Below are 22,943 nucleotides of genomic sequence, written 5' to 3' on the forward strand. Positions count from 1 at the left end.
TGTGATTCAGGACAGCGGGTGGGGCTGGGTCGCGCGGGCGGCCTTCCAGCGCCGGGCCTGTTCGGCGGTCACGGTGTACGACACGCTGCCGGACCGCCCCGCGGCCGGCTGGGTGACCCGGCGCAACGGCAGGCCGAGCGCGGGATAGTCGTGGTAGGCCTTGACGATCCGGGTCAGGCCGGCCATCGCGCCGATGATCTTGTCGGCGGGGCTGCCCAGCCGGGCCGCTATCTCGGCGACCCGCAGGCGCTGGTCGGGCAGGTCGGAGAGCAGGTCGAGGATCGCGACCACGGTCTCGTGGGTGCGCGACCGACCCTGGGCGAACCGGCGCAGCTCCTCCACCGGCCACTCCCGGTCGTGCCGCGGGCCGGCGGGACGCGGGCGCGGCGCCGGCGGCGGAAGGGGCCGGTTGCGCTGGTCGAGGTCTTCGATGAGGCGGACGATGTGGTTGACGTACTCGGCGGGCACGGCGAGATGCACCAGGTCGGCGGAGCGCAGCCCCGCCTGCCCGGAAAGTGATCCACGTCGTCGGTTCATCTGCCCCGCCCCGATGGCTGTCCAATCGCGACCACGCGCCATCGCGCCGACATGGGGAGCCGGCGACACGGTCACGTGCGCGTCAAAGTATCACCGTCAGGTAACGCAAGATCATCTTTGCGTACGGAGGGGCGGCCAACCGGGGGCGGCGCGGCCGGTCAGGCGGCGGCGCGCAACCGGTCGTCGAGCGCGTCGAGGTCGGGTACGAACCAGACGTGGTCGGCCCGGTTCGACTCGTGTACCAGGGCCCGCAGCGCCGCGCTGGCCGCCAGGTGCCGGCTGATGTCGCCGACGACCACCAGCCGCAGCCGGTAGTTGACGAACTTCTGCATCACCTCGCCGGCGAACCGGGTGCCCAGCGAGAAGAAGTCGTCGTCGAGCCGGCTCGCGGGTACGGCCACCACCTCGGCTCCGGCGAACGCCGCGCCGATCAGGTCCAACGCGTCCTGCTCGGTGGCCACCGGCGGACCCGCCGGGTCGCAGACCAGCACCGGCACCCCGCCCAGTTCCCGCACCACGTCAGGCACCGTCCACCTCCCCGGCGAGCAGACCGTTGCCGTCGGCGAGCACGGCGTCGACCAGGCGCAGCAGTTCGGCGGTCTCGGCCGCACCGCCGAGTATGACGATCTTCATCCGGTTCCTCTCCCGGTCGTGGACGGTCTGTACGCGCAGCGGATGCGCGGGGTCGCCGGCATTGTTCGCGGCGGCCAGCACGAGCGTGCCCAGCCGGTCCGCGCCGGACTGGTCGACGCCGTCGACCTGCACGATGCTCGACACCTCCACCGGCGCGACGCGGGTGGGCGCGGCGGGTGGCGGCTGCCCGGTCAACACGTCGAGGTCGGCGCCGGCGATCCGGTACTGCTTGCCGATCCGCACCGCCCTGAGCCGGCCGGCACGGATGTAACCGCGCACGGTCCGTACGTGCAGGCCGAGACGGTCGGCCACCTGCTCCACCGAGTACATTTCGTTCCCCATCGCGCCCCACCTTACGTCAGATGGGGAACGATGGGGAAGGTGGCGTCAGGCGGCGAAGCGGTCGAGTGCCTGCCGCACGTGGTCACGGGTCGTGCCGGTGGGCAGATGCCCGGCCTCCTCGACGACGATCAACTCCGCGTCGGGCCAGGCCCCGGCGAGCTGCCAGGCGGTGTCGAGCGGGCCACCCAGGTCGACCCGGCCGTGGACCAGCACACCGGGAATCCCGGCCAGCCGGCCGGCGTCGCGGATCAGCGCCCCTCCTCCAGCCACGCGCCGTGCGCGAAGTAGTGCGAACAGATGCGTACGAACGCCAGCTTGGCGGCCGGCGGCCGGTCGCTGTACGGGTTGCTGGCGCCCTTCGTCTCGTTGGACACGGCGGCGTCCTCCCAGGCGAGCCAGTCGACGGTCGCCTTCTCCCGGACCGCGGCGTCGGGATGGTTCACCAGCCGGGCGTACGCCCCGACAAGATCGCCGTCGGCGGTCGTGCCGGACTCGGCGACGAACCGTTCCCACTGCTGCGGGTAGAAGCGGCCGACCCCCCGGTACAGCCAGTCGATCTCGAAACGGCGGGTCGTCGTCACGGCCGAGATGACGATCTCGGACACCCGCTCCGGATGCCGCTGCGCGTACGCCAGGATCAGCGTCGAACCCCACGAGCCGCCGTGCAGCAGCCACCGGTCGACGCCGAGGTGCTCCCGCAGCCGCTCCATGTCGGCGACCAGATGCCAGGTCGTGTTGGGCGCCAGGTCGGTGGCGGGATCGGCGGCGTGCGGTGTGCTGCGTCCGCAGCCACGCTGGTCGAACTGGACGATCCGGTAGCGGTCCGGGTCGAACAACTGCCGGGCGAGGGACCCGGACCCGGAGCCGGGCCCGCCGTGGACGACGACCGCGGGCCTGCCGTCCGGGTTCCCGCTGACCTCCCAGTAGACGAGGTTGCCGTCGCCGACGTCGAGCATCCCCGTCTCGTACGGCTCGATCGGCGGATACAGCTCTCCCATTTTCCGGCCTCCACGACGTCGACGGCGCTGACGTTCCCCGATCATCCGGACCCGGCGCGGGCACGCAAGTCGATTTACCGAACCTCCGCCGGGCGGCGGCCGGCCACGGGAACCGGCCGGCCGCCGTACGGGGTCAGCGCCGCTTCAGCACGAAGACACCCCACCCCAGGTACGGCCGCCCGTAGCGGACGTACTGCAGCGGGGCGGTGTCGAGTTCGGCCCGGAACGCACCGGCCAGCTCGTGGCCGGGGTTGGCGTCCAGCCATGTCCGCACCGTGAACCACTGCGCGGCCACGTACCGGTCCCAGCTGTCCTCGTCGGCGAGGACCATCTCGACCAGGTCCCAGCCGAGGTCGCCGAAGAGGCTGACCAGGCCCGGCAGGTCCCGGAAGTCGTCGCGGCTCGTGGCGTGGCAGCCTTCGACGGTCGCCTGGTCGGGCGGGTCCATCCGCCAGTACGGTTCGCCGACCAGCAGCAGCCCGCCCGGGGCCAGACTGCGTTCGAGCAGGGCGATGGTGCCGGCGACGCCGTCACCGATCCAGGTGGCGCCGACACACGCCGCGACGTCGACCGGCGTCGCGGCGACGTGGCCGGCGGGGCGTCGCCGTGCCGGAACGTCACCCGGTCGGCGACCCCCAGCTCGTCCGCCCGGGCCCGGGCGGCGGCGACGAACACGGTGCTGATGTCGACCCCGGCGCCGGTGACGCCGTGGTCACGGGCCCACTGGCACAGCATCTCGCCGCTGCCGCTGGCCAGGTCGAGCACGGTCGTCCCGGGCCGCAGCCCGATCGCCCGGCCGAGGATCGCGAACTTCTCCTCGGTGAACGGGTCGTGGATGCGGTGGTCGCGCTCGCGGATGGTGAAACTAGGTGGAAGGTCCACTTCTGGGGTTCCTCACGTCAGGGATGGTCAGCTGGTCGATCCGGGGCGACGCGACGGACACCGGCATGGTCCACCTCCCACGAGACATGAAGATCGCCAACCTAACCCCCGGCGTCGGCACCGTCGACCGGTTTTACGCCGGTTGCGCTGGCGGTGTCGGTCCGCAGCCGGGCGTGTACGTGCATGTCGTGCCAGCCGTCGGCGTGCAGCGTCGCGCCGCGCGCCGTCCCCTCCAGCCCGAACCCCGCCCGGCCGGCGACCCGGCACGACGCCAGGTTCCCGACCGAGTGCCGAAGCTCCAGCCGGTGCAGCCCGAGCGTGCCGAACGTCCAGGCCGCCATCGCCCGCGCCGCCCGACCGGCGACGCCGCCGCCCGCGCCGCCGGCAGCACCCAGTACGACAGCTGCGCCACCCCCTCCGACAGTGAGACGGTCCGCAGCCCGACCTGGCCGACCGGCGCGTCGCGCCCGTCGACGACCGCCCAGCTGGCGTCCGTCTCGTCCGCCCAGCGCCCGGCCCAGCCGGCGATCCACTCCCGTGCCTCGTCGTCGCTGTCGATCCGGCGGGCGTGCCAGCGCCGGATGACCGGACAGTCGAACGCGGCCCGTACGACCACGGCGTCGTCCACCCGCCACGGCCGCAACACCAGCCCGTCGTCCACGATGAGGTGGGGCTGCGCCAGCCCGCGCAGGGCACCGGCGGGCAACGCCGGGCCGGCAAGTGTCGGCATGGCCCCATCATCACCGATCTGATCGACGGTATGGTGCCCGGATGGCACGACTGTGGTTCGTCACCGGAGCGGGCCGGGGCCTGGGACGCGCGTTCGTCGAGGCCGCCCTCGCCCACGGCGACACCGTCGTGGCGACCGTACGCCGCGACGACGCCCTCGACGACGTCGCCGCACGCTTTCCGACCCTGCACCGCCGGCGGCTCGACGTCGCCGACCACGCCGCCGTCCGGTCCGTCGTCGACGAGGTGGCCCCCGGCGAGTGGGCCGAGCCGCCGCCGTCGGTGGCCGCCGAGGCGCTGCTCGCCCTCCTCGACCAGCCGGACCCGCCGCTGCGTACGGTGATCGGCAACGGCGCCCACGACATGGTCCGGCTGGCCCTGGAAGCCCGCCGCGACGACTACCTGAAGGACCCGGCGTTCACCTGGCCCGGCCCACCGGCCACCCCCGCCCGCCACTGACGACCGGCTATCGTCCGGGGCGGACCGGACGGCGAACGGGCGGCGGGAGTTCCGGATGGATGCGGCCAACGGATTCCTGACCTGCGACTTCCTGACCTGCGACGTCGGCCGCTACCGGCGGCACGGCCACGGCCCACCGGTCGTGATCCTCGGCAACCCGCAGGCCGACCCCGACTGGTGGACGCCACCGTTCGTCGCCGCCCTGGTCGACGCCGGGTACGAGGCCGTCACCTTCGTCCACACCGGCCCCGCGTACGCCCCCGCCGGCGTCGTACGGGACGTCGTCGCGTTCGTCGCACACCTGGCCGCCGGTCCGGTACGCCTGCTCGGCTGGTCACAGGGCGCGGCCATCGCCCAGGAGGTGGCGCTGCTGCGGCCCGACCTGGTCGAGGCGGCCGCGCTCGTCGCCACGTACGGCCGGCAGAACAGCGTCGACCGCATCCTCCAGGCCGCCTCGTCGGCCCTGGACGCGGCGGGCCCGGAACTCGACCCGGTACGGCTGGCGATGCTGCTGCTCACCAGCTACCCGCCCGCGGCGCTGGGCGACGACGCCTTCGTGGCCCCGATGGTCGACGCCGCCCGGGCCTGGTCGGTCCGGCCCGCCGAGCACCCCGAACCACGGCGGCGGTCCGCCGCGTTCATCACCGGATACCAGGAGCGGCTCGACGCGCTCACCGGCGTACGGGTCCCCTGCCTCGTCGTCGGCTTCGGCCAGGACGCGGACACCTTCGTCGTACGGGCCCGGGAGGTCGCCGAGGCGATCCCCGGCAGCCGGTACGTGGAACTGCCCGACGCCGGCCACCTGACCCCGGTGACCCAACCGCACCGGGTGATCGACCCCGTACTCGCCTTCTTCGCCGATCCGCGTCCCTGACCGCGGGCCCGGTCAGTCGGCCGGCTTCTTCCAGACCGAGACGTTACGCCGACCGCGTCGCCGCCGGGCTTGGCCCGCAGCCGGGCCACCATCGCGGGACATGTCGATGCCCGAAGTAGCCGTCTGCATCGTCCACCGGCGGACCGTACCCCGGCCCCCACGATGACGCCCGTGAGCTTCCGGTGGGCCGCCGCCCGGTCCGGGTCCGTGCGAGCATGGTCCGGTGACGATCGCCGACACCTACCGCCAGTTCGCCGCCCGGGAGGCGAGCGGCGAGTCGCCCACCTACGAGCGGCTCGCGTACGCGGTGTCCCGCGACGCCGAGATCCTGGCGCTGCTGGCCGGGCTGCCGCCGGGCAAGCGACAGCCGAACCTGATGTTCGCCGTCGTACGCCTGCTCGGCGGCCCGGTCGACGACCCGGCCGCGTTCCACGACTTCACGGTGGCGCACTGGCCGGCGGTGGCGGCGGAAATGCGCGACCGGGCCACGCAGACCAACGAGGCCGGGCGCTGCGCCGCCCTGCTGCCGGCGCTCGCCACACTGCCGCAGCCGCTGGCCCTGCTGGACGTGGGCGCGTCCGCCGGCCTGTGCCTCTACCCCGACCGGTACGCCTACCGCTACGGCGATCACGCCGTCGGATCCGGTACACCGGTGCTCGAGTGCGCCGCCACCGGCGTCCCCGTACCGTCCGTTCCACCGCAGGTGGTCTGGCGGGCGGGCCTGGACCTGAACCCGCTCGACGTGACCGACCCGGCCGACGTCGCCTGGCTGGAGGCACTGGTCTGGCCCGAGCACACGCACCGGCGGGCGCGGCTGCGCGACGCCGTGGCGGTCGCCCGGGCGGATCCGCCCCTGCTGGTGCGCGGCGACCTGCTGGACGACCTGCCGGCCCTGGCCGCGAAGGCCCCGGCCGACGCGACGCTCGTCGTCTTCCACACCTCCGTGCTCTACCAGGTGCCGGCCGCGCCCCGGGAACGCTTCGTCGAGACGGTGCGGACACTGCCCGGACACTGGATCAGCGTCGAGGCTCCCGACGTGGTGGGCTTCGACGATCTGCCCGCACCACCGGACGAGGCGCTGCACAACGTGCTGGCGCTGGACGGCAGGCCGCTCGCCTGGGTGCGGGGGCACGGGCAGTCGATCACCTGGTTCGGATGACGATGGCGGAGCCCACGGACGACGCTGCCCGGAACAGGCTGCGGCACGTGTACTGGATCGGCGGCGGCAGCGGCGCCGGCAAGTCGACCGTGGCCCGCCGGGTCGCCGACCGGCACGGGCTGCACCTGTACGCGACCGACGACGTCATGTCCGACCACGCCGGCCGCAGCACCGCGCAGGAGTGCCCGTACCTGCACGAGTTCATGGCGATGGACATGGACGAGCGGTGGGTGCGCCGCTCCCCCGAGGTCATGCTGGAGACGTTCCACTGGTTCCGGGGCGAGGGCTTCGCCCGCATCGTCGACGATTTGCTGCGGCTGCCGACCGAGCCCGGGATCCTGGTGGAAGGCTTCCGGCTGCTGCCGTACCTCGTACGGCCCCTGCTGGCCACACCCGCCCATGCCGTCTGGCTGCTGCCGTCGCCGGCGTTCCGGCGAGCCGCGTTCGCCGACCGGGGGTCACTGTGGACGATCGCCGGCCGGACCAGCGACCCGGAGCGGGCCCTGCGCAACCTGCTCGAACGCGACCGGTTGTTCACCCAACGGTTGCGGGCGGAGACCGGCATTCTCGGCCTGCCCGCCGTCGAGGTCGACAGCGCGACGACAGAAGACAAGCTGACCGAGCGGGTGACGCGGGCACTCGCACTCCGGTGATCCCGGGCGAGGTCACCCCGGACCGCGTACGCCCGTCCGGGCGGCCATGTCCGAGGTGAAGGCGACCACCACCTCGTCGGCGCCCAGCCACCACGTCTCCTCGGTGCTTTCCATCGCGGCGATGATCCAGACACTGCCGGCGGGGAAGGTCAGGTGCAGCGCGGCCGGGGCCTGGTGACCGAAGTCGGTGAGGTGGGGGTGCCAGATCAGCCGACTGTCCAGCACCGGGCCGGCCAGCAGCGGCGCCCACCGCGCATGGTCGTGCACCGTCCAGCGGAGCCCGTTACCGCCCTGCTCGTACACCGTGAGCTGGGAGGTCATCGGCGCGGCGTACAGGTGCAGACTGAAGTGGCCGAAGGGATTGTCCCAGACCGCCGAGTACGCGGCCCCGTCGTCGAGGAGCAACTCGACACCCATGACCGGACAGTGCCAGGTGTCGAAGTCCCATGTTGCGGGCGGGTGGTCCGTGTACAACCCGTAGTACGCCACTCCGGTGATGCGTCGACCGACCAGGGCCCTCGCGGTCGCGTCCAGTTCGACGGCCAGCCGCCTGTGGTCTTCGGACATCACCACATCATCCTCGCGGAGTGTGGGACGGAGAGTGCGCGACGGTCAGGAGATGGTTGCTGGCACCGAGCAGGCTCGGCTCGTCCTCCACCGCACGCATCATCTCCAGCAGCAGGTCGGTCAGCTCCGGGCTGGCCAGGATCTCCGGCAGTCGCGGCCCGGTCAGCCACAGCGGTCCCTCGACGGCGACCACGCGCCGTACGACCAGCCCCGCCTCCGTGGCCTCACCGGCCATCTCGTCGGGGTGGTGGAAGTAGGCGGTGGTGAACCAGGTGCGGTCGGTGTCGGTGTTGCGGTGCACCCCGTCGGCGACCGCGCTTTCGACCAGCGGACGGTACCGGGCGTCGTCGAAGTGGTCCTTCACGAAGCCGTCGAACAGGGACGCGAACCGGCTGATGGTCGCGCCGACGACCACGCCGCCGGGGCGTACGACGCGGGCCGCCTCACGCCACGCGGCGACCCGGTCGGTGCGCTCCGGCAGGTGGTAGAGCGGCCCGAGGAGCAGTACCGCGTCGACGCTGTGGTCGGCGGCGGGCAGTGCCCGGGCGTCTCCGGGTACGGCGGTCACCCCAGGCAGCGTCGCCGCCTGCGCCACGTGTTCCGGCAGCGGGTCGACGACCCGTACCCGGTAGCCGGCATCCGTCAGCGGTCCGGCGTACACCCCGGTGGCGCCGCCGACGTCCAGCACGTCCGCGGGTGCGGCGGGCAGCACCCTGGTCAGGACGTCCCACGTACGCAGGAACTCCAACCTGCCCTGGCCGGCGGCCAGCCGGTGCCGTTCGCCGCCCCGCCGGTAGTACTCCGATACCTCCGGGCTCAACATTCGACAGATGCTGGACCGCCGACCACCGGTGCGCAACCGAATACCGACGGTGTCATGGTCGGGTCGGAGGTGCGGTTTCCGGACTTCCGGTGATCAGAACGGGGGTACGTCGGTGGGCGCGCCGGTCCACATCCGCATGGCAGGCCTGGGTTTGCGCTGTTGAAGTAGCGTCACGGCGTCCTTGACGCGGCCGAGGTCGATGAGGTGCCCGGCCAGGGTGCTACTGAGAACGGACTCGTGCTGTTCGAGGATGGCGACGGCCTCCTCGATGCGTCCGGCGTCGGCCAGCAGCTCGGCGATGGCCTGGACCGCGTACCAGGTTCCACCCTCGGGATGCGCTCGCGTCTGCTCGATCGCCTCCTCGCGACGGCCGCACGCGACCATCAGCGGGAGCCGCATCTGGAAGAACTCCCAGTATTCTTTGCCACGGCGCGCCTTCAGGCTGTCGAGGTAGGCCAGGCCATCCTCGGCGCGGCCCTGGTCCGCGTAGTGGGTGCACAGTGTGTGGACGATCCAGTCCTCCGCGCCGCCGGGAGAGTCCGCGAGTAAGCGCAGTACCTCCGTCGCCTCGTCACCGCGGTCGTGTCGTACCAGAAGCTGCGCGAGCTGCACCGTCCCGTGGACCTGGCGGGCAGCCGAGTCCCCCGGCTGCCGGTACACGGCGATCGCGCCCGCCACGTCACCGCGCTGCTCCAACACCTCCGCGAGACGCTGCGCGGCGTGCCCGTGGTATTCGGTCGCGGCGTACGTCCGCAGCTCCTCGATCCGGTCGTGCCGGGCCAGCAGGTCGGCCAGCTGGTCGCGGCCGTTGACCGAGGTGGCGTCCCGGGTGTGCAGCAGGGCGATCGCGTCGTCGATGCGGCCCTGGCGTTCGCGGATCGTGGCGAGCAGGCCGACCGCATTGGACGGTTCGATGCCGCGGTAGCGGCACGACGGGGCGCCGCAGCTGTGTTTCGGCTCCTCGATGCGGGCGGCCAGCAGCGCGGCGGCGTCCTCGTCCCGGCCCACGCCCTCGGAGATCTCGACCAGTGCGGCGGCCAGGAACCACTCCTCGATATACGGGCGGAGCAGGGCGAACGCCTCGTCACCCCGACCGTACCGGCCAAGCAGGCGCGCGAAGAACCTCAGCGCCAGCCGGTCGCCGGCCTCCGCGTACGGGCGGGCCAGCACGATCGCCTCCTCGACTCTCCCCCACTCCTCCAACAGGCCGGCCATGGTTTCGGCCGCGTTCCACCAACCCGTGGCGACGTACGGGGCGAGTACCTCCAACGCCTCCGCCTGCCGGTCCTGTCCGGCGAGCAGCCGGGCCCGCTCGCGCGCGCAGAACCATTCCCCACGGCCGGCCTGGACCTCCACCTCCGCGCCATGGCCGAGCTCGATGAGCCGGGAGACCAGGTCCGGGGGAATGCAGCCGTTCAGTGTCCGGGTCCGGTAGTCGAGATCAGCGGCGTCCACGGAGGCAAACCCTAGCCCCGCCCCGAGAACTGCGGTGCCGGCGGCAACCCTGTCGGTGCTCGGTGTCGACCTACGCCCGATTTCGATTCCTGCCGATGACACGGCGGCATGCACAATCGTCGGATGCGTACTCCCGGGGCCGATGAAGCGTTGCGCTGGCTGGCCGGGCAGGGCGTGATCCCGCTCGGCCGGGACCGCTGGCTCGCGCACGGCCGCGAGTGCACCACCGATGATGTCGCGCACCAGTGGTCGAGCGACGCCGTCAACGACGACCTGCCACCCGCCGAGCTGCTCCGGCGCGGCTTCGGCCTGCTCGACCTGCTCGATCACTACTGCGTGACGGTCGAGATCGGCTTCCTCATCGCCAACGAGACCGACCCGGCGATCCGCGCCGTCTTCTGGGCCGGCTACCGCGAGCGGCTGGAGCGTGAAGAGCCGGTGAAACCGGTGCTCTACTCCCTGTGGGTCGACTGGTTCGAGGACCACACGACCAGCGACGAGGCATTCCGTGCAGTGCTCGCCGACGACACCCGCTACCTGCGTTCCCGGAATCGCCTCGACGACCTGGCCACCGGCCCTCTGCACCGCCGCGCCGCCCGCGTCCTCGAGCATTCCGGCCCGGTCTCCTGGCTCAGCAAACACGACGTCTACCGCGCCGCCGCGACCGTCCCGGCTCTGCACCGATCCGTCTACCGTGGCCTTCTGACCAGCTACCACGACTTCTACGGCGACCTGGATCCGGCAGCGGCCCGTACCCTCCTCGACCAGCTCGACCTGCCCCCGGACACCGAGCACCTGCCCCAACTCCGTGCCGTCCTGCTGACCGGCGCCCGCAACCACTACCTCAACCCCGACCTTTGGAAGTCCGTCGCCTCGACCTGACGGTGATCCTCGACGCCGACGTGCCGGCCACGTCCGGGCATAGGGTAGGCGGCATGGCACTGCGGCTTGTTCAGGCGAACCTCAAAGCTCGGGACGACTCGGCACTCGGCCGGTTCTGGGCGGAGGCGCTCGGTTGGGTCTCCCGCTCCGGTTCCGGTGCGACCAGCGTTGCCCCCGCGGACTTCGTCTGGACGGATCCCGATGCCCCTGTCTGCGTCGATGTCATAGCCGTCCCGGACCCCGAGACGGTGAAGTACCGCGTGCACCTCGATCTCGCCACCACCTCCGCGGCCCATCAGACGGAATTGGTGGCGCGCCTGAAGGAACTCGGCGCGACGCCCGCCGACGTCGGCCAGGGCGACGTCCCGTGGACGGTGCTGGCCGACCCAGAGGGCAACCTGTTCTGCGTACTGGAGCCTCGGGAGATCTACCGGGACACCGGGCCGATCGCCGCGCTGGTGGTCGACTGCGCGGACCCGCGCGCCATGGCCCACTTCTGGGGCGAGGCGATGGACTGGACCCCGCACGAGGTGACCGACGATCATGCCCGGCTGCGCTCCGCCAAGGATGTCGGGCCGTATCTCGAGTTCCTTCGCGCGCCCCACCTGAAGGACATACGGCATCGCGCCCATCTCGACGTGGTGCCGCATCGCGGTGACGATCAGGCGGCGGAGGTGGCGCGGCTGCGGACCCTCGGTGCGACGCCCGCCGACGTCGGCCAGGGCGACGTCTCGTGGATCGTCCTCGCCGACCCGGAGGGCAACGAGTTCTGCGTCCTCGCTCCGGGCTGACACGGACTGCTGGATCGAGACCACCAAGCTGTACGCCCTTCTGATCGGAGGACTGAGTGACGGTCGCGGTGCAACAGCTGTGGAAGCCAACTGCTGCTGACATTCGGCTGTGGGGGCGCCCGTTGTGGTGGACGGTGAGCCCGTTGCAGGAGCTCGCCGTGCTGTTCGTCCCACAACGGCAGTTGAGCCATTCTTCGTCCACCGCCGGGTGGCTCGGCTGGATGTCCGAGGTGCCGTTCGACAGCGTGTTGGTGATCCGGCACGCCGACGGGTCGGTACAGCACCGCACCATCAAGTCGATCCCGCTGTGGCCGAGTCACATCGCCCTCCTACCAGGCGACCGACTCCTCATCGCGAGTGGTCGAGTTCGGAAGGACGAGGAAGGATCGTGGAAGCCGAACGCGCTCGTGTATTCCCCGGACGGCACGGTGGAGAAGTCCTTTTGTATCGGTGATGACATCGATGTCCTGGTGACGGCCCATGACGGATCGATCTGGACGGCCTACGGCGACGAGGGCATCTACGGCGGCCATCCGAAATCCGCGGCCGGACTTGCGGGCTGGGATAGTCACGGCCAGATTAGCTGGGAACCGGACGGACGCCTCCCAGAATGGCCACTGGCAGGATTCAGTGCCGCCACAGAGGGTGACCAGGTGTGGTTGGCCTGGTATTCGCGCCCCAGCGCCGGGGGCACCTTCTTGACCCGGATCACCCCCGCGACCGGCGAGGTGACCAGTTGGCCCAGTCCGGTCGAATCCCCGGACGGTGTGGCGGTACGTGGCCATCACGCCATTCTGACTCGACGAGTCCACAACAAGAACTCGACCGTGGTGACCCGCGCCGAGTTGGTCGACGGTTCATGGGCGACGGTGGAACGCCGGATTGTTGAGGCACCCGGCCCCGTTGTCCTGCGATGCGGCCAAGGCCGCGACGGAGTCCTGTGGCTTCGTGCCGGCGACGCCTGGGTACGCATCGAGGCGTGAAGTTTTCTATAGCGTGATAATTCAGGTCGGCTGATAGCGGACCGTTGTGCAACCCCTCGGTCGCTTTCCCGCCGATCGCCTGCACCGTCGCGTCGACTCCCCGATCTTGCCGGTTTCGAGGACCGTGAGTTTCGGTGCCACCGACGGCGGCGACCGCGGTTCGTCGTCGAACAGACTTCCCCCGTTTACTGATGGTGACGACCTGCGGGAAGCCGGGGCACGCGTTGTCCGGGGCAGCGGGAGCGACAGGACACCCGCGGGCGCCGAGCGGCGGAGGTCCCGTGAAAAGTTTCTTGGCATGTGTCGGATCCGGGGCGAGTCGTTCGTAGAACAGGTGAGGGGCGGCCGGAGGAGGCCGCCGGACAAAGGGAGTTTGCGATGACCCGGTACTTGATCTCGTTTGATGACGGCGCGATGGACCACCTCTCCGAGGAGGATCTGCCCGATGTGGGCAAGGCCGCGCACGCGGTGGTCCAGGAGGCCGTGAACGCCGGCGTGTTCGTGTTCGGCGCCGGCCTGGAAAGGCAGCGGGCGAGCGTGGTGGCCACGGACGGGATGGTCACCGACGGCCCGTACCCGGAGACCAAGGCGGTCGTCGGCGGGTTCGTGGTCGTCGACGTGGCCGCACGCGAAGAGGCGCTGGCGTGGGCTGCCAGGTTCGCCGTCGCCTGCCGCTGCGCGCAGGAGGTCCGGGAGCTCGGAGCCGACCCCGAAACAGACGCGATGCTTCGCCAGGCTGACCGGCGATGACGGCATCCGACGACGGCTGATCAAGGAAGACCTGCCGCGTCGGTACGGATCATCAACTCTGGGCTCTCGCCGACGTACTTACGTAAGCCGCGTCCGACCGGCAGTCCGTCAGCGTGGGCGGTTCGTCACACCGCTGCACCCTTGCCTGCTCGGAGGCACAGGCGGTTGGGTCGACCGTATGGCTCGAATCGCGTACGACAACGCGGACGCCGCGGCGTTCGAGGCGACCCGTCACCTCACCGACGACGGACTCACCGCCTGGCGGGAGGCGGTGACCCGGCACCTCGATCCCCGTGCGGGCGTGCGAGTGCTCGACCTGGGCGCCGGTACCGGCATGTGGTCACAGGCCTTCACCACGTGGTACGACCGCATCGAGGTCATCGCGGTCGAACCATCCGAGGCGATGCGCGCCCGCTCGGTCCACCAGCCTGTCGTACCCGGCGACGCCCAACGCATCCCGCTCGACGACGGCAGCGTCGACGCCGCCTGGCTCTCCACGGTCATCCACCACGTACCGGACCTGGCCCGCGCAGCCCTGGAACTGCGCCGGGTACTGCGTCCCGGCGGCCGGGTACTGATCCGCTCCGCGTTCGCCGGCCGACACCAGGCGATCACTCTGTTCCGCTACTTTCCCGAAGCCATCCGCGTGCTCGACACCTACCCCAGCGTGGCTGACGTCGAAGCAGCCTTCGCTACCGCCGGGTTCGTTACCGTCGGCTTCGAACAGGTCCCGCAGGTAAGCGCGGCGTCGCTCCGCGACGCCGCGGCGGCGCTGCGCCGCGAGGCGCACACCCTCTTGCAACTGATCAACGACGACGAGTACGCCGCTGGCCTGGCCCGATTGCACGCGGCAGCGCGACTTGAGAACGGCCCCGTAGTTGATGCCCTGGACCTCCTCGTCCTGGCCTGAACAGCTACAAGATCCTGCCGAAGTCCGGTCGTCCGCGGTTGAGGCGCTCAGTTGGCGGGCTGGCTCGGTGCGTTGACTCAATGGTCGGTCGATCCGTCGGCGCCGGTGTTCCTTGCGTCGATTTCATGGCGGCCAGATCCCTGTCGCCGAACGGAACTCAGTCGCCGTACCAGTGGAGCACCAGGCCCGGCTCGTCACGCCATCGCGCGAGCAACGCCCGCAGCGCCGCCACCAGCCCACGCTCCACGTCGTTGCCCGCCGCCGCCTCAAGACGGTCGACTTCGGCATTGAGCTGCGGCAGATCCCCACGGCCGAGTACGCCATCTGACCATGGGTCAAGCTGGCCGAAGATCGGAAGGCGGTTTCCGCCGGCGGCGTTCATCAACGGCAGCAGATCCTCCACGGCCATGTCGAGCAGCAGACCGCGTTCCTCCGCCGTGGCCCACTCTTCGGCGTCAGCACGGTGGCGCTCACGCCGCTGCGCCCGGGTGGCACGACGCAGGCTCTTCGGACGCGGCGGCGGAAGGCGTAGCACCAACAGCAGACCCACCCCGGTGACGCTACGGCGTCCCCTTCGCTGACCCGGCATCAGATCCCCGGAAGGGGATGGTCGGCTGTCTTGTCGATAACGTGAGTCGACGTATCTATCCAGACTGGGCTGATATCTTCCCCCGGAGTTGGTTCAGCCACTCGATGCCGAGTTGGTGGCCGTCGGGGAACTGGTCGTCGCGATCCCAGCGCCACGCTGTGATCATCGCCAGCGCGAGGGTCCGGCAATCTCGGAGCAGTCGGCGATCGACGTTCGGGTAGTGGTCTCCGACCTCGTCGGGCGCGTGGGCCAGGTCGAACTCGATCGGCCCTCGGCAGCACGTCTCGAAGTCGATGAAAAGCGGGCCGGTCTGGGTCAGGAGCAGGTTGCCCGGATGGGGTTCGCCGTGCAGGAGTTGCTCGGGACGGCCGCTCTCGGTGACCGCTCGTCGCAGGCGGTCCAACGTGCTGGCGAGGAAGACCCGGTCCGGGTCAGCCAGATCCGGTGTTCGGGCATGGTCGGCCACGAGCGTCTGGGCCTCGGAAACTCGGTCCGTGAAATGCGGGGTGGGCAGGTCGACCCTGCGCATTCCGGCGTGCAGACGTTCGAGCGCGCCGACGTACTCGGCGTTTGAGAGCGATCGAGTAGTCACCGGTTCGTAGTAGGGCCAGAAGGTGACCACGTAGTCGCCCCGGACAAAGACCTGGGGCGACTCCAGTGCGGCCACCGGGCTCCCGACCTCGGCCAACCGCTGAGCGACATCCACTTCAAGCTGGGCGCACTGCTGCGCGGCCGGCGCCACCCGGGCGAGCACGTCGCAGGGCCGCAAACGCAGGGTGAGCGTGTTCGAGTTGTGCAGGACGGTGGCGTCGTGGGCGGTCAGGCCCAGCCACGAGGCGCTCGATATGGCTGCCTGTGTTGCCCGCTGAGCCTCAGATGCCTGCATCGGAGCACCGTAGTTCGGTGTTCGTGGCGCAGCAGCCGTATTTGGTGTCCGGTCCCCCGGCGAACCTTGGTCGAACTGGGGTTACGAGATGGATTGGGTCTTCCATCCGGCTCTCGCTCCGCCGTGCCTGATAGGAGCGAAATCGGGCTGGTCGCTTCTCAGGCGTGTGCGAACGAACCCGGCCGGTCCCTGCCGGCCAGAAGGGCCAGAACGGTTGCGGGGCAAAACTCGTGACCGTGGCGTCGGAGTCCAGGGCCATCGCCTCGTCCCGCTCCAGCCACGACTCCACACCGACGTGACCGCCGACGGATACCGAGCAGTACGAACCCGGGTAGTTCCGCTGCCCCTTGTAGGCCCGTCCGTAGTTTCCAGACCAAGAACGACGCCAAGCAGTTGATCTAGGCCCGGCAGCTGGTCGAGGACTGTCTCGCCCCGGTCGCCGACGACACCATCGTCACCATTCGGGCCGCCGACCTGCGCCGCGCGATCGGCGGCGTCACCCACGACGCCGCCTGAGCGGGGTTGTCGAAAGCTCGTCGACGTCGACCATACGGTGCCGGCCGGCGTTGTGCCCGGCCTGCGAACCTGCGGTGACTCGGGGCCGCCATCTGGCTCAAGAGCTGCGTTCCACAGGTTGCCCCGGAGGCGACTCGTCACCCGCCACCGCTACCACCACCGTCGCCGCCACCATCCCCGTCACCATCCCCGTCACCGTCACCGCCGAAGTTTCCACCGCCGCCCGCGCCGCGGCGGCTGGATCCGTTGGAGCTGACGAAGAACGAGGAGATCGGGGTGTCAGTCCACCAGGCCAGTATCAGTATGAAGACTACGACGATTCCTCCGAGGATCAACGCCGTGGTCAAGGCAGCCATCATGAGTGCCTCTAAGTTCAGCATGTTCCGTCTCCTCCCCTGTTGTCCCCCTGGCGGTCTCCATCCAGTGTGGCGTGTCGCGTCGGGTGGGCGGAGCGGTCGCGCGGGCAACTTGTCGATGTCTTTCGGCAACGCGTGGTGTCCGGACCCCGTCCGGGCGGCTGGCCGCCAGGCCGGTCCGGGGTGGCGTGCCGCCGGGGCCGGCTTGCCGCGCGTCTTGATCCCGTAGAGACCAATTCGGCAATGCTCAGAAGGTCTGGTGCAGGCCGCCGTGGACCATGCCGCCACGGATTTCGATGCCGCCGCCGGGGCGGCGTGGGTGGAACGGGAACTGGCGGTAGCCGTCAGCGGGAAGGCTGCGTCTCGGCAGGCAGGCTGGCGGGGTGCCGGTAGATGGTAGGCCGGGTGACGCCGAACTCGGTGGGGATCTGGGCGACGGTATGCAGACGGCGTCCGTCGGGTCCGGTTTCCTCAAACATCTGCTGCGCGATCTTGCTTGGCGCGGGGTGCGTTTGGGTTTCTGGCCGCCGGTGCGGCCGCGGGCGCGGGCGGCGGCCAGGCCGTCGAGGGTGCGTTCGGACATGAGGGCGTGTTCGAACTCGGCGATGGAGCCGAGGATCTGGAAGAACATGCGGCCCATCGCGGTGGACGTGTCGATCTTCTGGTCGAGCACGACCAGGTCGACGCCGCGCTCCTGTAGCCGAACAGACAGCTCGATGAGGTGCTCGAGCGAGCGGCCGAGCCGGTCGAGCTTCGTGACCACGAGTTGATCGTCGCGGCGGTGGGCGACCAGTAGCGCCTTGTCGAGCTCGGGCCGGCGGGCCAGCTTGCCGGACGCTTTGTCGATCGAACGTTATCGTTCACCGCCTGGAGCGGCTGTTGAAAAGGCTGACATGTCTCGTCAGGTTTTTCTGTCAAGGTCTCCGTCATGGATCTTGATTTGGCAGGCAAGGTTGCTGTGGTGGCGGGGGCGACACGCGGTGCGGGGCGCCAGATTGCCGTGCAGCTTGGTGCCCGTGGGGCAACGGTGTATGCCACCGGCCGCAGTACTAGAGGGCAGCGTTCGGAGATGGACCGGCCGGAGACGATCGAGGAGACCGCTGAGCTGGTGACCGCAGCCGGTGGTAGGGGGATCGCTGTCCAGATCGATCACCTCGTCGCGGAGCAGGTGCGTGCGCTGGTGGAGCGCATCGATGCTGAGCAGGGGTGCCTAGACGTCCTGGTCAACAACATCTGGGGTGCGGAGCTGTTGTTCAGCTGGGACCAGAAGCTGTGGGAACACTCTTTGGACACCGGCCTGCACATCCTGCGGCTGGCGGTCGACACCCACATCATCACCAGCCACTTCGCGCTGCCGCTGCTGATCCGCCGACCGGGTGGCCTGGTGGTCGAGATGACCGACGGCACCGCCGAGTACAACCGTACGAACTACCGGGCGTCGTTCTTCTACGACCTGACCAAGGCCTCGGTACTGCGCATGGCGTTCGCGCAGGCCCAAGAGTTGGCGGCGTTCGGTGCCACCGCGGTGGCCCTGACGCCGGGCTGGATGCGTTCGGAGATCATGCTGGAGCACTTCGGTGTCACCGAGGCCAACTGGTATGACGCCACGGCCACCGAACCGCACTTCGCGATTTCGGAGAGCCCTGCTTTCGTCGGCCGGGCGGTCGCCGCGCTCGCGGCCGACCCAGATGTCGCCCGGTGGAACGGGCAGTCGCTGTCCAGCGGGCAGCTGGCTCAGGTCTACGGCTTCACCGATCTCGACGGTAGTCGCCCGGACTGCTGGCGGTACCTGGTCGAGGTCCAGGACGCCGGCAGGCCGGCGGACGTCACCGGCTACCGCTGATACAAGCCGGCCAGCCGTTGTGCGGCAACCCGCATCTGATCGCGCAACGGCTCAGGCGCCAGTACCTCCACCTCCGGGCCGAGGCGTAACAGCTGGTCGTAGGCGATCTCGGCGGACTCGACGGGCAGGCAGGTGACCACCCAGCCCTGTGCGTCGGGTTCGCCCGCCGCGGCGGTGGCCGCCTGCACCGCGGGCGGCTCGACGGCGAACCGTAACGCCCGCACTCCGGCCGGACTCAGTCGTACCGTCACCTGCTCGGCGAGCATGCCCCGGACGAACTGTGCCGCCCGTTCGGCCCACACTGCCGGCAGGTCAAAGGACTCTTCGCGGACGAACCGCTGATCGGTAACCTCCACGGCTACGACCCGGTCGACGCGGTATACCCGGAGGTCCGCGCCGATCCGCGCGACGAGGTACCAGATCCCCGCCTTGAGGACCACGCCGTAGGGCTGCGCGGTGCGCGTCACCTCGTCATGACGGTGGTAGCGAAGGATCACCGTCAAGTCCTCCCACACCGCGCGGACCAAGACGCTCAACGCAGGCGGCGGGTCGCTGTCGTGAAACCACCCCGGCGCATCAAGGTAGAAGCGTTGCGCCGCCTGCGCCGCCGCATCACGCAACCCGGCTGGCAGCGCCGCACTGACCTTGAGCTGGGCGGTGGCCAGCAAATCGCCGAGTCCCATGTCTCGCGCCGGGCCGTACAGGCCGAGCAGAAACAGTGCCTCGGCCTCAACCCGGCTGAGTCCGGTCAGTCGGGTGCGGTAGCCATCGACCAGTCGGTAGCCACCGTGTCGTCCCTGTTCGGCGTAGACCGGCACCCCCGCAGCGGCCAATGCGGTGATGTCGCGGTAGACAGTCCGTTCTGACACGCCTACTTCACCCGCCAACTCCGCTGCGGTCATAGCCCCCCGCGCTTGCAGCAACAGCACCATCGTGAACAGCCGGGACACACGCACATCTGCCATCTTGGCCGTAGAAGCCGGCACCCGGCACCTCGCCCACCCGGCACGCTCAGACTCGATAGCGACGAGCCAGCAGGGGGATCAGTCCTCGTCGCCCGCGTCAGGATCACGCAGCGTCCGCCGGGCGCCGCCGAGCTCGGGCAACTGAAACGAGTAGTGACCATGGACGTTGATGTGCTTGCGCAGATACGGCGACAGCCGAGCCACATCAGCGTCCAGGACCGGGTAGCCGGAGGCCCGGAGCTCCACCACCCGCCGAGCCGGCACCGCAGTCAGATCAGTACCACCGAGGCCGAGACCGGCGACCTCCCCGATACGGTCCAGCGCGCCGACCATCGCCTTACCCGACGCGGCCGTCGGACCCCGGCACAGCCGTTCCAGGTCCGATACCCGGGCCCCGTCCGGGACGTCGAGCAAATCCTCCAACAGCCGGGCCTGCGCAGGCGTGAGCAGCGCAGACAGGGTGTCCCACAGCCGCTGCAACCCCGCGTCACGGACCCAAGCCACCAACCTGGCCAGAGTCGTCACCCCCGGAAGCAGCACCTGCCGCTCCCGCAACCAGCCGACAGCACCATCGAAGATGGCCCTCGGCCCGTCGCCGGTCGTCCACGCCCGGTCATCCACCCACCGAGTCAGCTCGGCCTCTACCGTGGTGAAGTCCTGCCACCGGTACTCCCGGACGATCTCCCACCGATGTTCGAAGCGAGTCTTCTCCCGCTCGACGTACGCCTTGACCTGCGATGCATCCGCGATGCCCAGCTGCTCCGAGACGTCCAACACCACCGTCGGCACATCCAGCGGATCCGTCAGGAACGTGCCCAGATAGCGAACCGTCACCAACTGCACGCTGAACCCGAGCTTGCTGTGATCGCTGCGCCGTTTGGCGACCAGCGCCTTATCGGCGTCGTCGAGGAAGAAGAACCGCTCCAACTCGGCCCGCGACGGCGGCGCCGTGAAACGCCCGTACGTCGCAGCCTGCTCATCACTCAGGAACTCCACCGGCACGAGGCATCAACGTAGATCCCCATCGACATCTGTCGCTACCGCCAGTTTTCGTTCCGACGTTCCTCGTGGGCCCGGCCTAGCACGGGACCCCTGTCAGACACCCCGGATCCGACCATCCGAAGGCGTTACACCATAACGGTCATTATGGTGTAACGACATACTGCGCCTTTTGTCCGTTTCTAGCGCCAGCTTTACCGGATTAGCGTTATCGGTAATCCGGTAAAGCTGGCAGAGGTCATCCCCGAGAGATTCGGCGTACCTCAACTAGGTCCCCCTGCTGCCGCTCTCAGCTGAACTGGTTGGGTCCTGTGCGGAGTGGCAAGCTCGTCGGGCGTGAAGCCAGCTGTCGTCGCCCCCGGTTCCGGCGTCCACTCGCCTCGTCGGGCGTTTGGGCTCAGCGGCCGAGGGTGCCTACGGGAGGCCGAACGTGGTGCTGATCTCGTCGACCAGTTTCGCGACGGGAACTGGTCGGTCCGTCCTGACCATGATCCTGGCGGCGACCCCGAGCGGCTCAGCTTCCGCAGCCCATCGAGGCCAGGACTCCGCGAGCTGGCGATCGTCGTTGTAAAGGGCGGCTCGGCGGCGGTTTCGGTAGCGTTCCCGTGCCAGCGAAGCTGGGACGTCGCACCAGATCTCGATAGCCGCGGGGCTTGCGCACCGGCGAAGACCGTCGTGGACGTAGCCGAGATCTCGCGGTTTGAACCACCAGGATTCGAGGATGACGAGGCCGTGTGTGGCTGCGGCCAGTTCCCACATGGCTTGGCTCGCCACGACACCGAATGCCGTCGTGGGGATGCCCGGCAAGGCGGCGGCCATCGCCTCCTTGAGAACGTCTTTGCAGATCAGCGGGACATCCATGGCGGAAGCCAACTGGTTGGCCAGCGTGGTCTTGCCCGATCCGGGCAGGCCATTGACCAAGACAAGGTAGTCCGCCATCCGGGCATGATTCCACGCTTCCGGACGGCCGTAGTGGGGTTTTGTGCTGGGCAAACGCCGTTGAACCCGCCACGGTGTATGGCGGCTCAATGCGCTCTTGCGTACCACTTCATTATCTCATGAGCACCTATTTCAACTACAACGGGTAGCGAGTTTCGGCCTATCCGGTTACCGCTACGGTGCCCGGCATGCTTACTGGTGAGGAGAAGTTCGTTCGTTCCGGGCAAGTTCGGTTGTGGACCGAGCGTTTCGGTCGCCCTGATGACCCCACCGTTCTGTTGGTCATGGGCACCTCTACGCAGGGCATCGGCTGGCCCGATGAGCTTGTGGGAGCTCTCGTGAACAGCGGTCGGCAGGTGATCCGGTTCGATCACCGCGACACCGGCCGTTCCGACTCCGTCGATTTCACAACGCATCCGTACGCGCTTGCCGACATGGCAGCCGACACGGCCGCCGTTCTGGACGGTTACGGCGTCCCGGCCGCACACATCGTCGGGTCGTCGCTGGGTGCGGCGATCGGGCAGTGGCTCGCCGTGCATCACGCGGTCCGGGTTCGCACGCTGACGGCGTTGGCCTCCTCTCCCATGGGGAACAATCCCGGCCCGGCGTGGGCACGGGCGATGGCAGGTCAACCGGCTGCGGCCGATGAGCTCCCGCCCCCGACGGCACGGTTCTTCAACCACGTGATGGACTCGGTGAAGGCGCCCCGCACGACGGTCCAGCAGCGCATGGACGCCGCCGTACAGACCTGGCGAGTGCTCAACGGCGATGTCCTGCCCTTCGACGAGCCCGCCGCGCGGCTGTTCGTCGAACACTGTTACGCCCGGGCCGACAACCTCGCTGCCGCCTCGAATCACGATCTCGCCGGTCGGCGCTGGGACGACGACCGGCGGGCCTCCTTGTCCCGCATCACCGCTGCGACCCTGGTCTTGCACGGCAGCGATGACCCGCTGTTCCCCCAAGCCCACGGTGAAGCCCTCGCGGAGCAGATCCCGGCGGCGCAACTGGAGATCGTGCCTGGAATGGGCCACCACCCGTTCTTCTCGCCAGGGCTCACCGAGCGGATCGCAGGCTCGATCATCCGCCACACGACCTGATTCCAAGCCGCCCGCACCCGGCTCAGAAGAGGCCGCGCCGGTCGGCTGGGCGGCCCACTCGTAGTCGGCGAGGACGTCCTGGACCATCAGGGTGTTGACGTGGACCAGGCCGGCTTGGAGAACGCGCAGGCAGAGGACGGAGAGTTCCTGTTCGTCGCGGCGGTTGGTGGCGATGTCGCCGCCCTTGCCGTAGAAGATCACGCTGTCGGCCCGGTTCCACGACTCGACGACGTTGAGGCCCTTGTTGATCTCGCGTTGGAGGGTGTGGACCCGGGCCGCGAACGTGGCGTTCGCGATCTCGGTCGCAATTGTCCGAGCGACCTCCG

The 22,943-nt window shown here is 69.6% G+C and carries 26 protein-coding genes and 4 pseudogenes; 11 read left to right on the plus strand and 19 right to left on the minus strand.

The window, feature by feature from the left end; all coding sequences use genetic code 11:
* Window positions 1–6: 6 nt before the first annotated feature.
* The 8 genes and pseudogenes from Prubr_RS30000 to Prubr_RS38560 form a co-directional block, all read right to left on the minus strand.
* Window positions 7–537, minus strand: coding sequence for a hypothetical protein (locus tag Prubr_RS30000; RefSeq protein ID WP_212818215.1), 531 nt, complete (start codon window positions 535–537; stop codon window positions 7–9).
* 158 nt (window positions 538–695) lie between these two features.
* The gene (locus Prubr_RS30005) at window positions 696–1,064 is read right to left on the minus strand and encodes a DUF4180 domain-containing protein (protein WP_212818216.1); all 369 of its coding nucleotides are present in this window, start codon (window positions 1,062–1,064) and stop codon (window positions 696–698) included.
* Window positions 1,057–1,512: a helix-turn-helix domain-containing protein gene (locus Prubr_RS30010; RefSeq protein ID WP_246567841.1), complete on the minus strand. Its 456-nt coding sequence runs from the start codon at window positions 1,510–1,512 to the stop codon at window positions 1,057–1,059. The genes Prubr_RS30005 and Prubr_RS30010 overlap by 8 nt, the downstream gene beginning before the upstream one ends.
* Window positions 1,513–1,557: 45 nt before the next feature.
* Window positions 1,558–2,510: pseudogene (gene pip, locus Prubr_RS30015) on the minus strand (prolyl aminopeptidase).
* Between the two features lie 133 nt (window positions 2,511–2,643).
* Complete coding sequence (locus Prubr_RS37265) at window positions 2,644–2,958, minus strand: hypothetical protein (protein WP_246569158.1); 315 nt, start codon at window positions 2,956–2,958, stop codon at window positions 2,644–2,646.
* 206 nt (window positions 2,959–3,164) lie between these two features.
* Window positions 3,165–3,245 (minus strand): annotated as a pseudogene (locus tag Prubr_RS37270) (SAM-dependent methyltransferase); the annotation flags it as partial.
* A gap of 248 nt (window positions 3,246–3,493) precedes the next feature.
* On the minus strand, window positions 3,494–3,733 hold the full coding sequence (locus Prubr_RS38555) for a GNAT family N-acetyltransferase (protein ID WP_485020585.1): 240 nt from the start codon (window positions 3,731–3,733) through the stop codon (window positions 3,494–3,496).
* 95 nt (window positions 3,734–3,828) lie between these two features.
* Window positions 3,829–4,122 (minus strand): annotated as a pseudogene (locus tag Prubr_RS38560) (GNAT family N-acetyltransferase); the annotation flags it as partial.
* Window positions 4,123–4,163: 41 nt separating this feature from the next.
* On the opposite strand from Prubr_RS38560, the gene Prubr_RS30030 reads away from it, so the two are divergent.
* The 4 genes from Prubr_RS30030 (at window position 4,164) to Prubr_RS30045 (ending at window position 7,266) form a co-directional block, all read left to right on the plus strand.
* Window positions 4,164–4,580 (plus strand): SDR family NAD(P)-dependent oxidoreductase, encoded by a 417-nt coding sequence (locus Prubr_RS30030; RefSeq protein ID WP_212818217.1) that lies wholly within the window; start codon window positions 4,164–4,166, stop codon window positions 4,578–4,580.
* Window positions 4,581–4,635: 55 nt separating this feature from the next.
* Complete coding sequence (locus Prubr_RS30035) at window positions 4,636–5,454, plus strand: alpha/beta hydrolase (protein WP_212818218.1); 819 nt, start codon at window positions 4,636–4,638, stop codon at window positions 5,452–5,454.
* A 223-nt stretch (window positions 5,455–5,677) separates the two neighbouring features.
* Window positions 5,678–6,613, plus strand: coding sequence for a DUF2332 domain-containing protein (locus tag Prubr_RS30040; protein WP_212818219.1), 936 nt, complete (start codon window positions 5,678–5,680; stop codon window positions 6,611–6,613).
* A 2-nt stretch (window positions 6,614–6,615) separates the two neighbouring features.
* Window positions 6,616–7,266 carry a hypothetical protein gene (locus Prubr_RS30045; RefSeq protein WP_212818220.1) on the plus strand — a complete coding sequence of 217 codons (651 nt, stop codon included), beginning with the start codon at window positions 6,616–6,618 and terminating at the stop codon, window positions 7,264–7,266.
* A gap of 12 nt (window positions 7,267–7,278) precedes the next feature.
* On the opposite strand, the gene Prubr_RS30050 is transcribed toward Prubr_RS30045, so the two are convergent.
* The 3 genes from Prubr_RS30050 to Prubr_RS30060 form a co-directional block, all read right to left on the minus strand.
* Complete coding sequence (locus Prubr_RS30050) at window positions 7,279–7,833, minus strand: hypothetical protein (protein ID WP_212818221.1); 555 nt, start codon at window positions 7,831–7,833, stop codon at window positions 7,279–7,281.
* A gap of 7 nt (window positions 7,834–7,840) precedes the next feature.
* Complete coding sequence (locus tag Prubr_RS30055) at window positions 7,841–8,656, minus strand: class I SAM-dependent methyltransferase (protein ID WP_212818222.1); 816 nt, start codon at window positions 8,654–8,656, stop codon at window positions 7,841–7,843.
* A 93-nt stretch (window positions 8,657–8,749) separates the two neighbouring features.
* Window positions 8,750–10,111, minus strand: coding sequence for a tetratricopeptide repeat protein (locus Prubr_RS30060; RefSeq protein WP_212818223.1), 1,362 nt, complete (start codon window positions 10,109–10,111; stop codon window positions 8,750–8,752).
* Between the two features lie 123 nt (window positions 10,112–10,234).
* On the opposite strand from Prubr_RS30060, the gene Prubr_RS30065 reads away from it, so the two are divergent.
* The 5 genes from Prubr_RS30065 (at window position 10,235) to Prubr_RS30085 (ending at window position 14,427) form a co-directional block, all read left to right on the plus strand.
* Window positions 10,235–10,993, plus strand: coding sequence for a hypothetical protein (locus Prubr_RS30065; RefSeq protein WP_212818224.1), 759 nt, complete (start codon window positions 10,235–10,237; stop codon window positions 10,991–10,993).
* Window positions 10,994–11,046: 53 nt separating this feature from the next.
* A complete protein-coding gene (locus Prubr_RS30070; protein ID WP_212818225.1) occupies window positions 11,047–11,784 on the plus strand; it encodes a VOC family protein in 738 nt (245 codons plus the stop codon).
* Between the two features lie 56 nt (window positions 11,785–11,840).
* Entirely contained in the window at window positions 11,841–12,767 is a 927-nt protein-coding gene (locus Prubr_RS30075) for a hypothetical protein (protein WP_212818226.1), read from the plus strand.
* Window positions 12,768–13,145: 378 nt separating this feature from the next.
* Window positions 13,146–13,517 carry a YciI family protein gene (locus Prubr_RS30080; protein ID WP_212818227.1) on the plus strand — a complete coding sequence of 124 codons (372 nt, stop codon included), beginning with the start codon at window positions 13,146–13,148 and terminating at the stop codon, window positions 13,515–13,517.
* A gap of 178 nt (window positions 13,518–13,695) precedes the next feature.
* Complete coding sequence (locus tag Prubr_RS30085; RefSeq protein WP_212818228.1) at window positions 13,696–14,427, plus strand: class I SAM-dependent methyltransferase; 732 nt, start codon at window positions 13,696–13,698, stop codon at window positions 14,425–14,427.
* Between the two features lie 157 nt (window positions 14,428–14,584).
* On the opposite strand, the gene Prubr_RS30090 is transcribed toward Prubr_RS30085, so the two are convergent.
* From Prubr_RS30090 to Prubr_RS30105, 4 genes are all read right to left on the minus strand, one after another.
* The gene (locus tag Prubr_RS30090; protein ID WP_212818229.1) at window positions 14,585–14,977 is read right to left on the minus strand and encodes a hypothetical protein; all 393 of its coding nucleotides are present in this window, start codon (window positions 14,975–14,977) and stop codon (window positions 14,585–14,587) included.
* A 94-nt stretch (window positions 14,978–15,071) separates the two neighbouring features.
* Window positions 15,072–15,902 carry a phosphotransferase enzyme family protein gene (locus tag Prubr_RS30095; RefSeq protein WP_212818230.1) on the minus strand — a complete coding sequence of 277 codons (831 nt, stop codon included), beginning with the start codon at window positions 15,900–15,902 and terminating at the stop codon, window positions 15,072–15,074.
* Between the two features lie 653 nt (window positions 15,903–16,555).
* The gene (locus Prubr_RS30100) at window positions 16,556–16,798 is read right to left on the minus strand and encodes a hypothetical protein (protein ID WP_212818231.1); all 243 of its coding nucleotides are present in this window, start codon (window positions 16,796–16,798) and stop codon (window positions 16,556–16,558) included.
* 223 nt (window positions 16,799–17,021) lie between these two features.
* The gene (locus tag Prubr_RS30105) at window positions 17,022–17,621 is read right to left on the minus strand and encodes a recombinase family protein (protein WP_343221707.1); all 600 of its coding nucleotides are present in this window, start codon (window positions 17,619–17,621) and stop codon (window positions 17,022–17,024) included.
* Between the two features lie 81 nt (window positions 17,622–17,702).
* On the opposite strand from Prubr_RS30105, the gene Prubr_RS30110 reads away from it, so the two are divergent.
* A complete protein-coding gene (locus tag Prubr_RS30110) occupies window positions 17,703–18,617 on the plus strand; it encodes an SDR family oxidoreductase (protein ID WP_212818232.1) in 915 nt (304 codons plus the stop codon).
* On the opposite strand, the gene Prubr_RS30115 is transcribed toward Prubr_RS30110, so the two are convergent.
* The 3 genes from Prubr_RS30115 to Prubr_RS30125 form a co-directional block, all read right to left on the minus strand.
* The gene (locus tag Prubr_RS30115; protein WP_212818233.1) at window positions 18,608–19,567 is read right to left on the minus strand and encodes a helix-turn-helix transcriptional regulator; all 960 of its coding nucleotides are present in this window, start codon (window positions 19,565–19,567) and stop codon (window positions 18,608–18,610) included. The genes Prubr_RS30110 and Prubr_RS30115 overlap by 10 nt on opposite strands.
* A gap of 93 nt (window positions 19,568–19,660) precedes the next feature.
* Complete coding sequence (locus Prubr_RS30120; protein ID WP_212818234.1) at window positions 19,661–20,584, minus strand: DUF4158 domain-containing protein; 924 nt, start codon at window positions 20,582–20,584, stop codon at window positions 19,661–19,663.
* Between the two features lie 411 nt (window positions 20,585–20,995).
* A complete protein-coding gene (locus tag Prubr_RS30125; protein ID WP_212818236.1) occupies window positions 20,996–21,520 on the minus strand; it encodes a P-loop nucleotide/nucleoside kinase family protein in 525 nt (174 codons plus the stop codon).
* Between the two features lie 188 nt (window positions 21,521–21,708).
* Between Prubr_RS30125 and Prubr_RS30130 the strand changes: the two genes are divergently transcribed.
* Window positions 21,709–22,617: an alpha/beta fold hydrolase gene (locus tag Prubr_RS30130; RefSeq protein WP_212818238.1), complete on the plus strand. Its 909-nt coding sequence runs from the start codon at window positions 21,709–21,711 to the stop codon at window positions 22,615–22,617.
* Window positions 22,618–22,668: 51 nt separating this feature from the next.
* Here the strand turns inward: Prubr_RS30130 and Prubr_RS30135 are convergent.
* Window positions 22,669–22,878: pseudogene (locus Prubr_RS30135) on the minus strand (Tn3 family transposase); the annotation flags it as partial.
* Between the last annotated feature and the right edge of the window lie 65 nt (window positions 22,879–22,943).

This window comes from Polymorphospora rubra, assembly GCF_018324255.1.
Classification (GTDB): Bacteria; Actinomycetota; Actinomycetes; order Mycobacteriales; family Micromonosporaceae; genus Polymorphospora; species Polymorphospora rubra.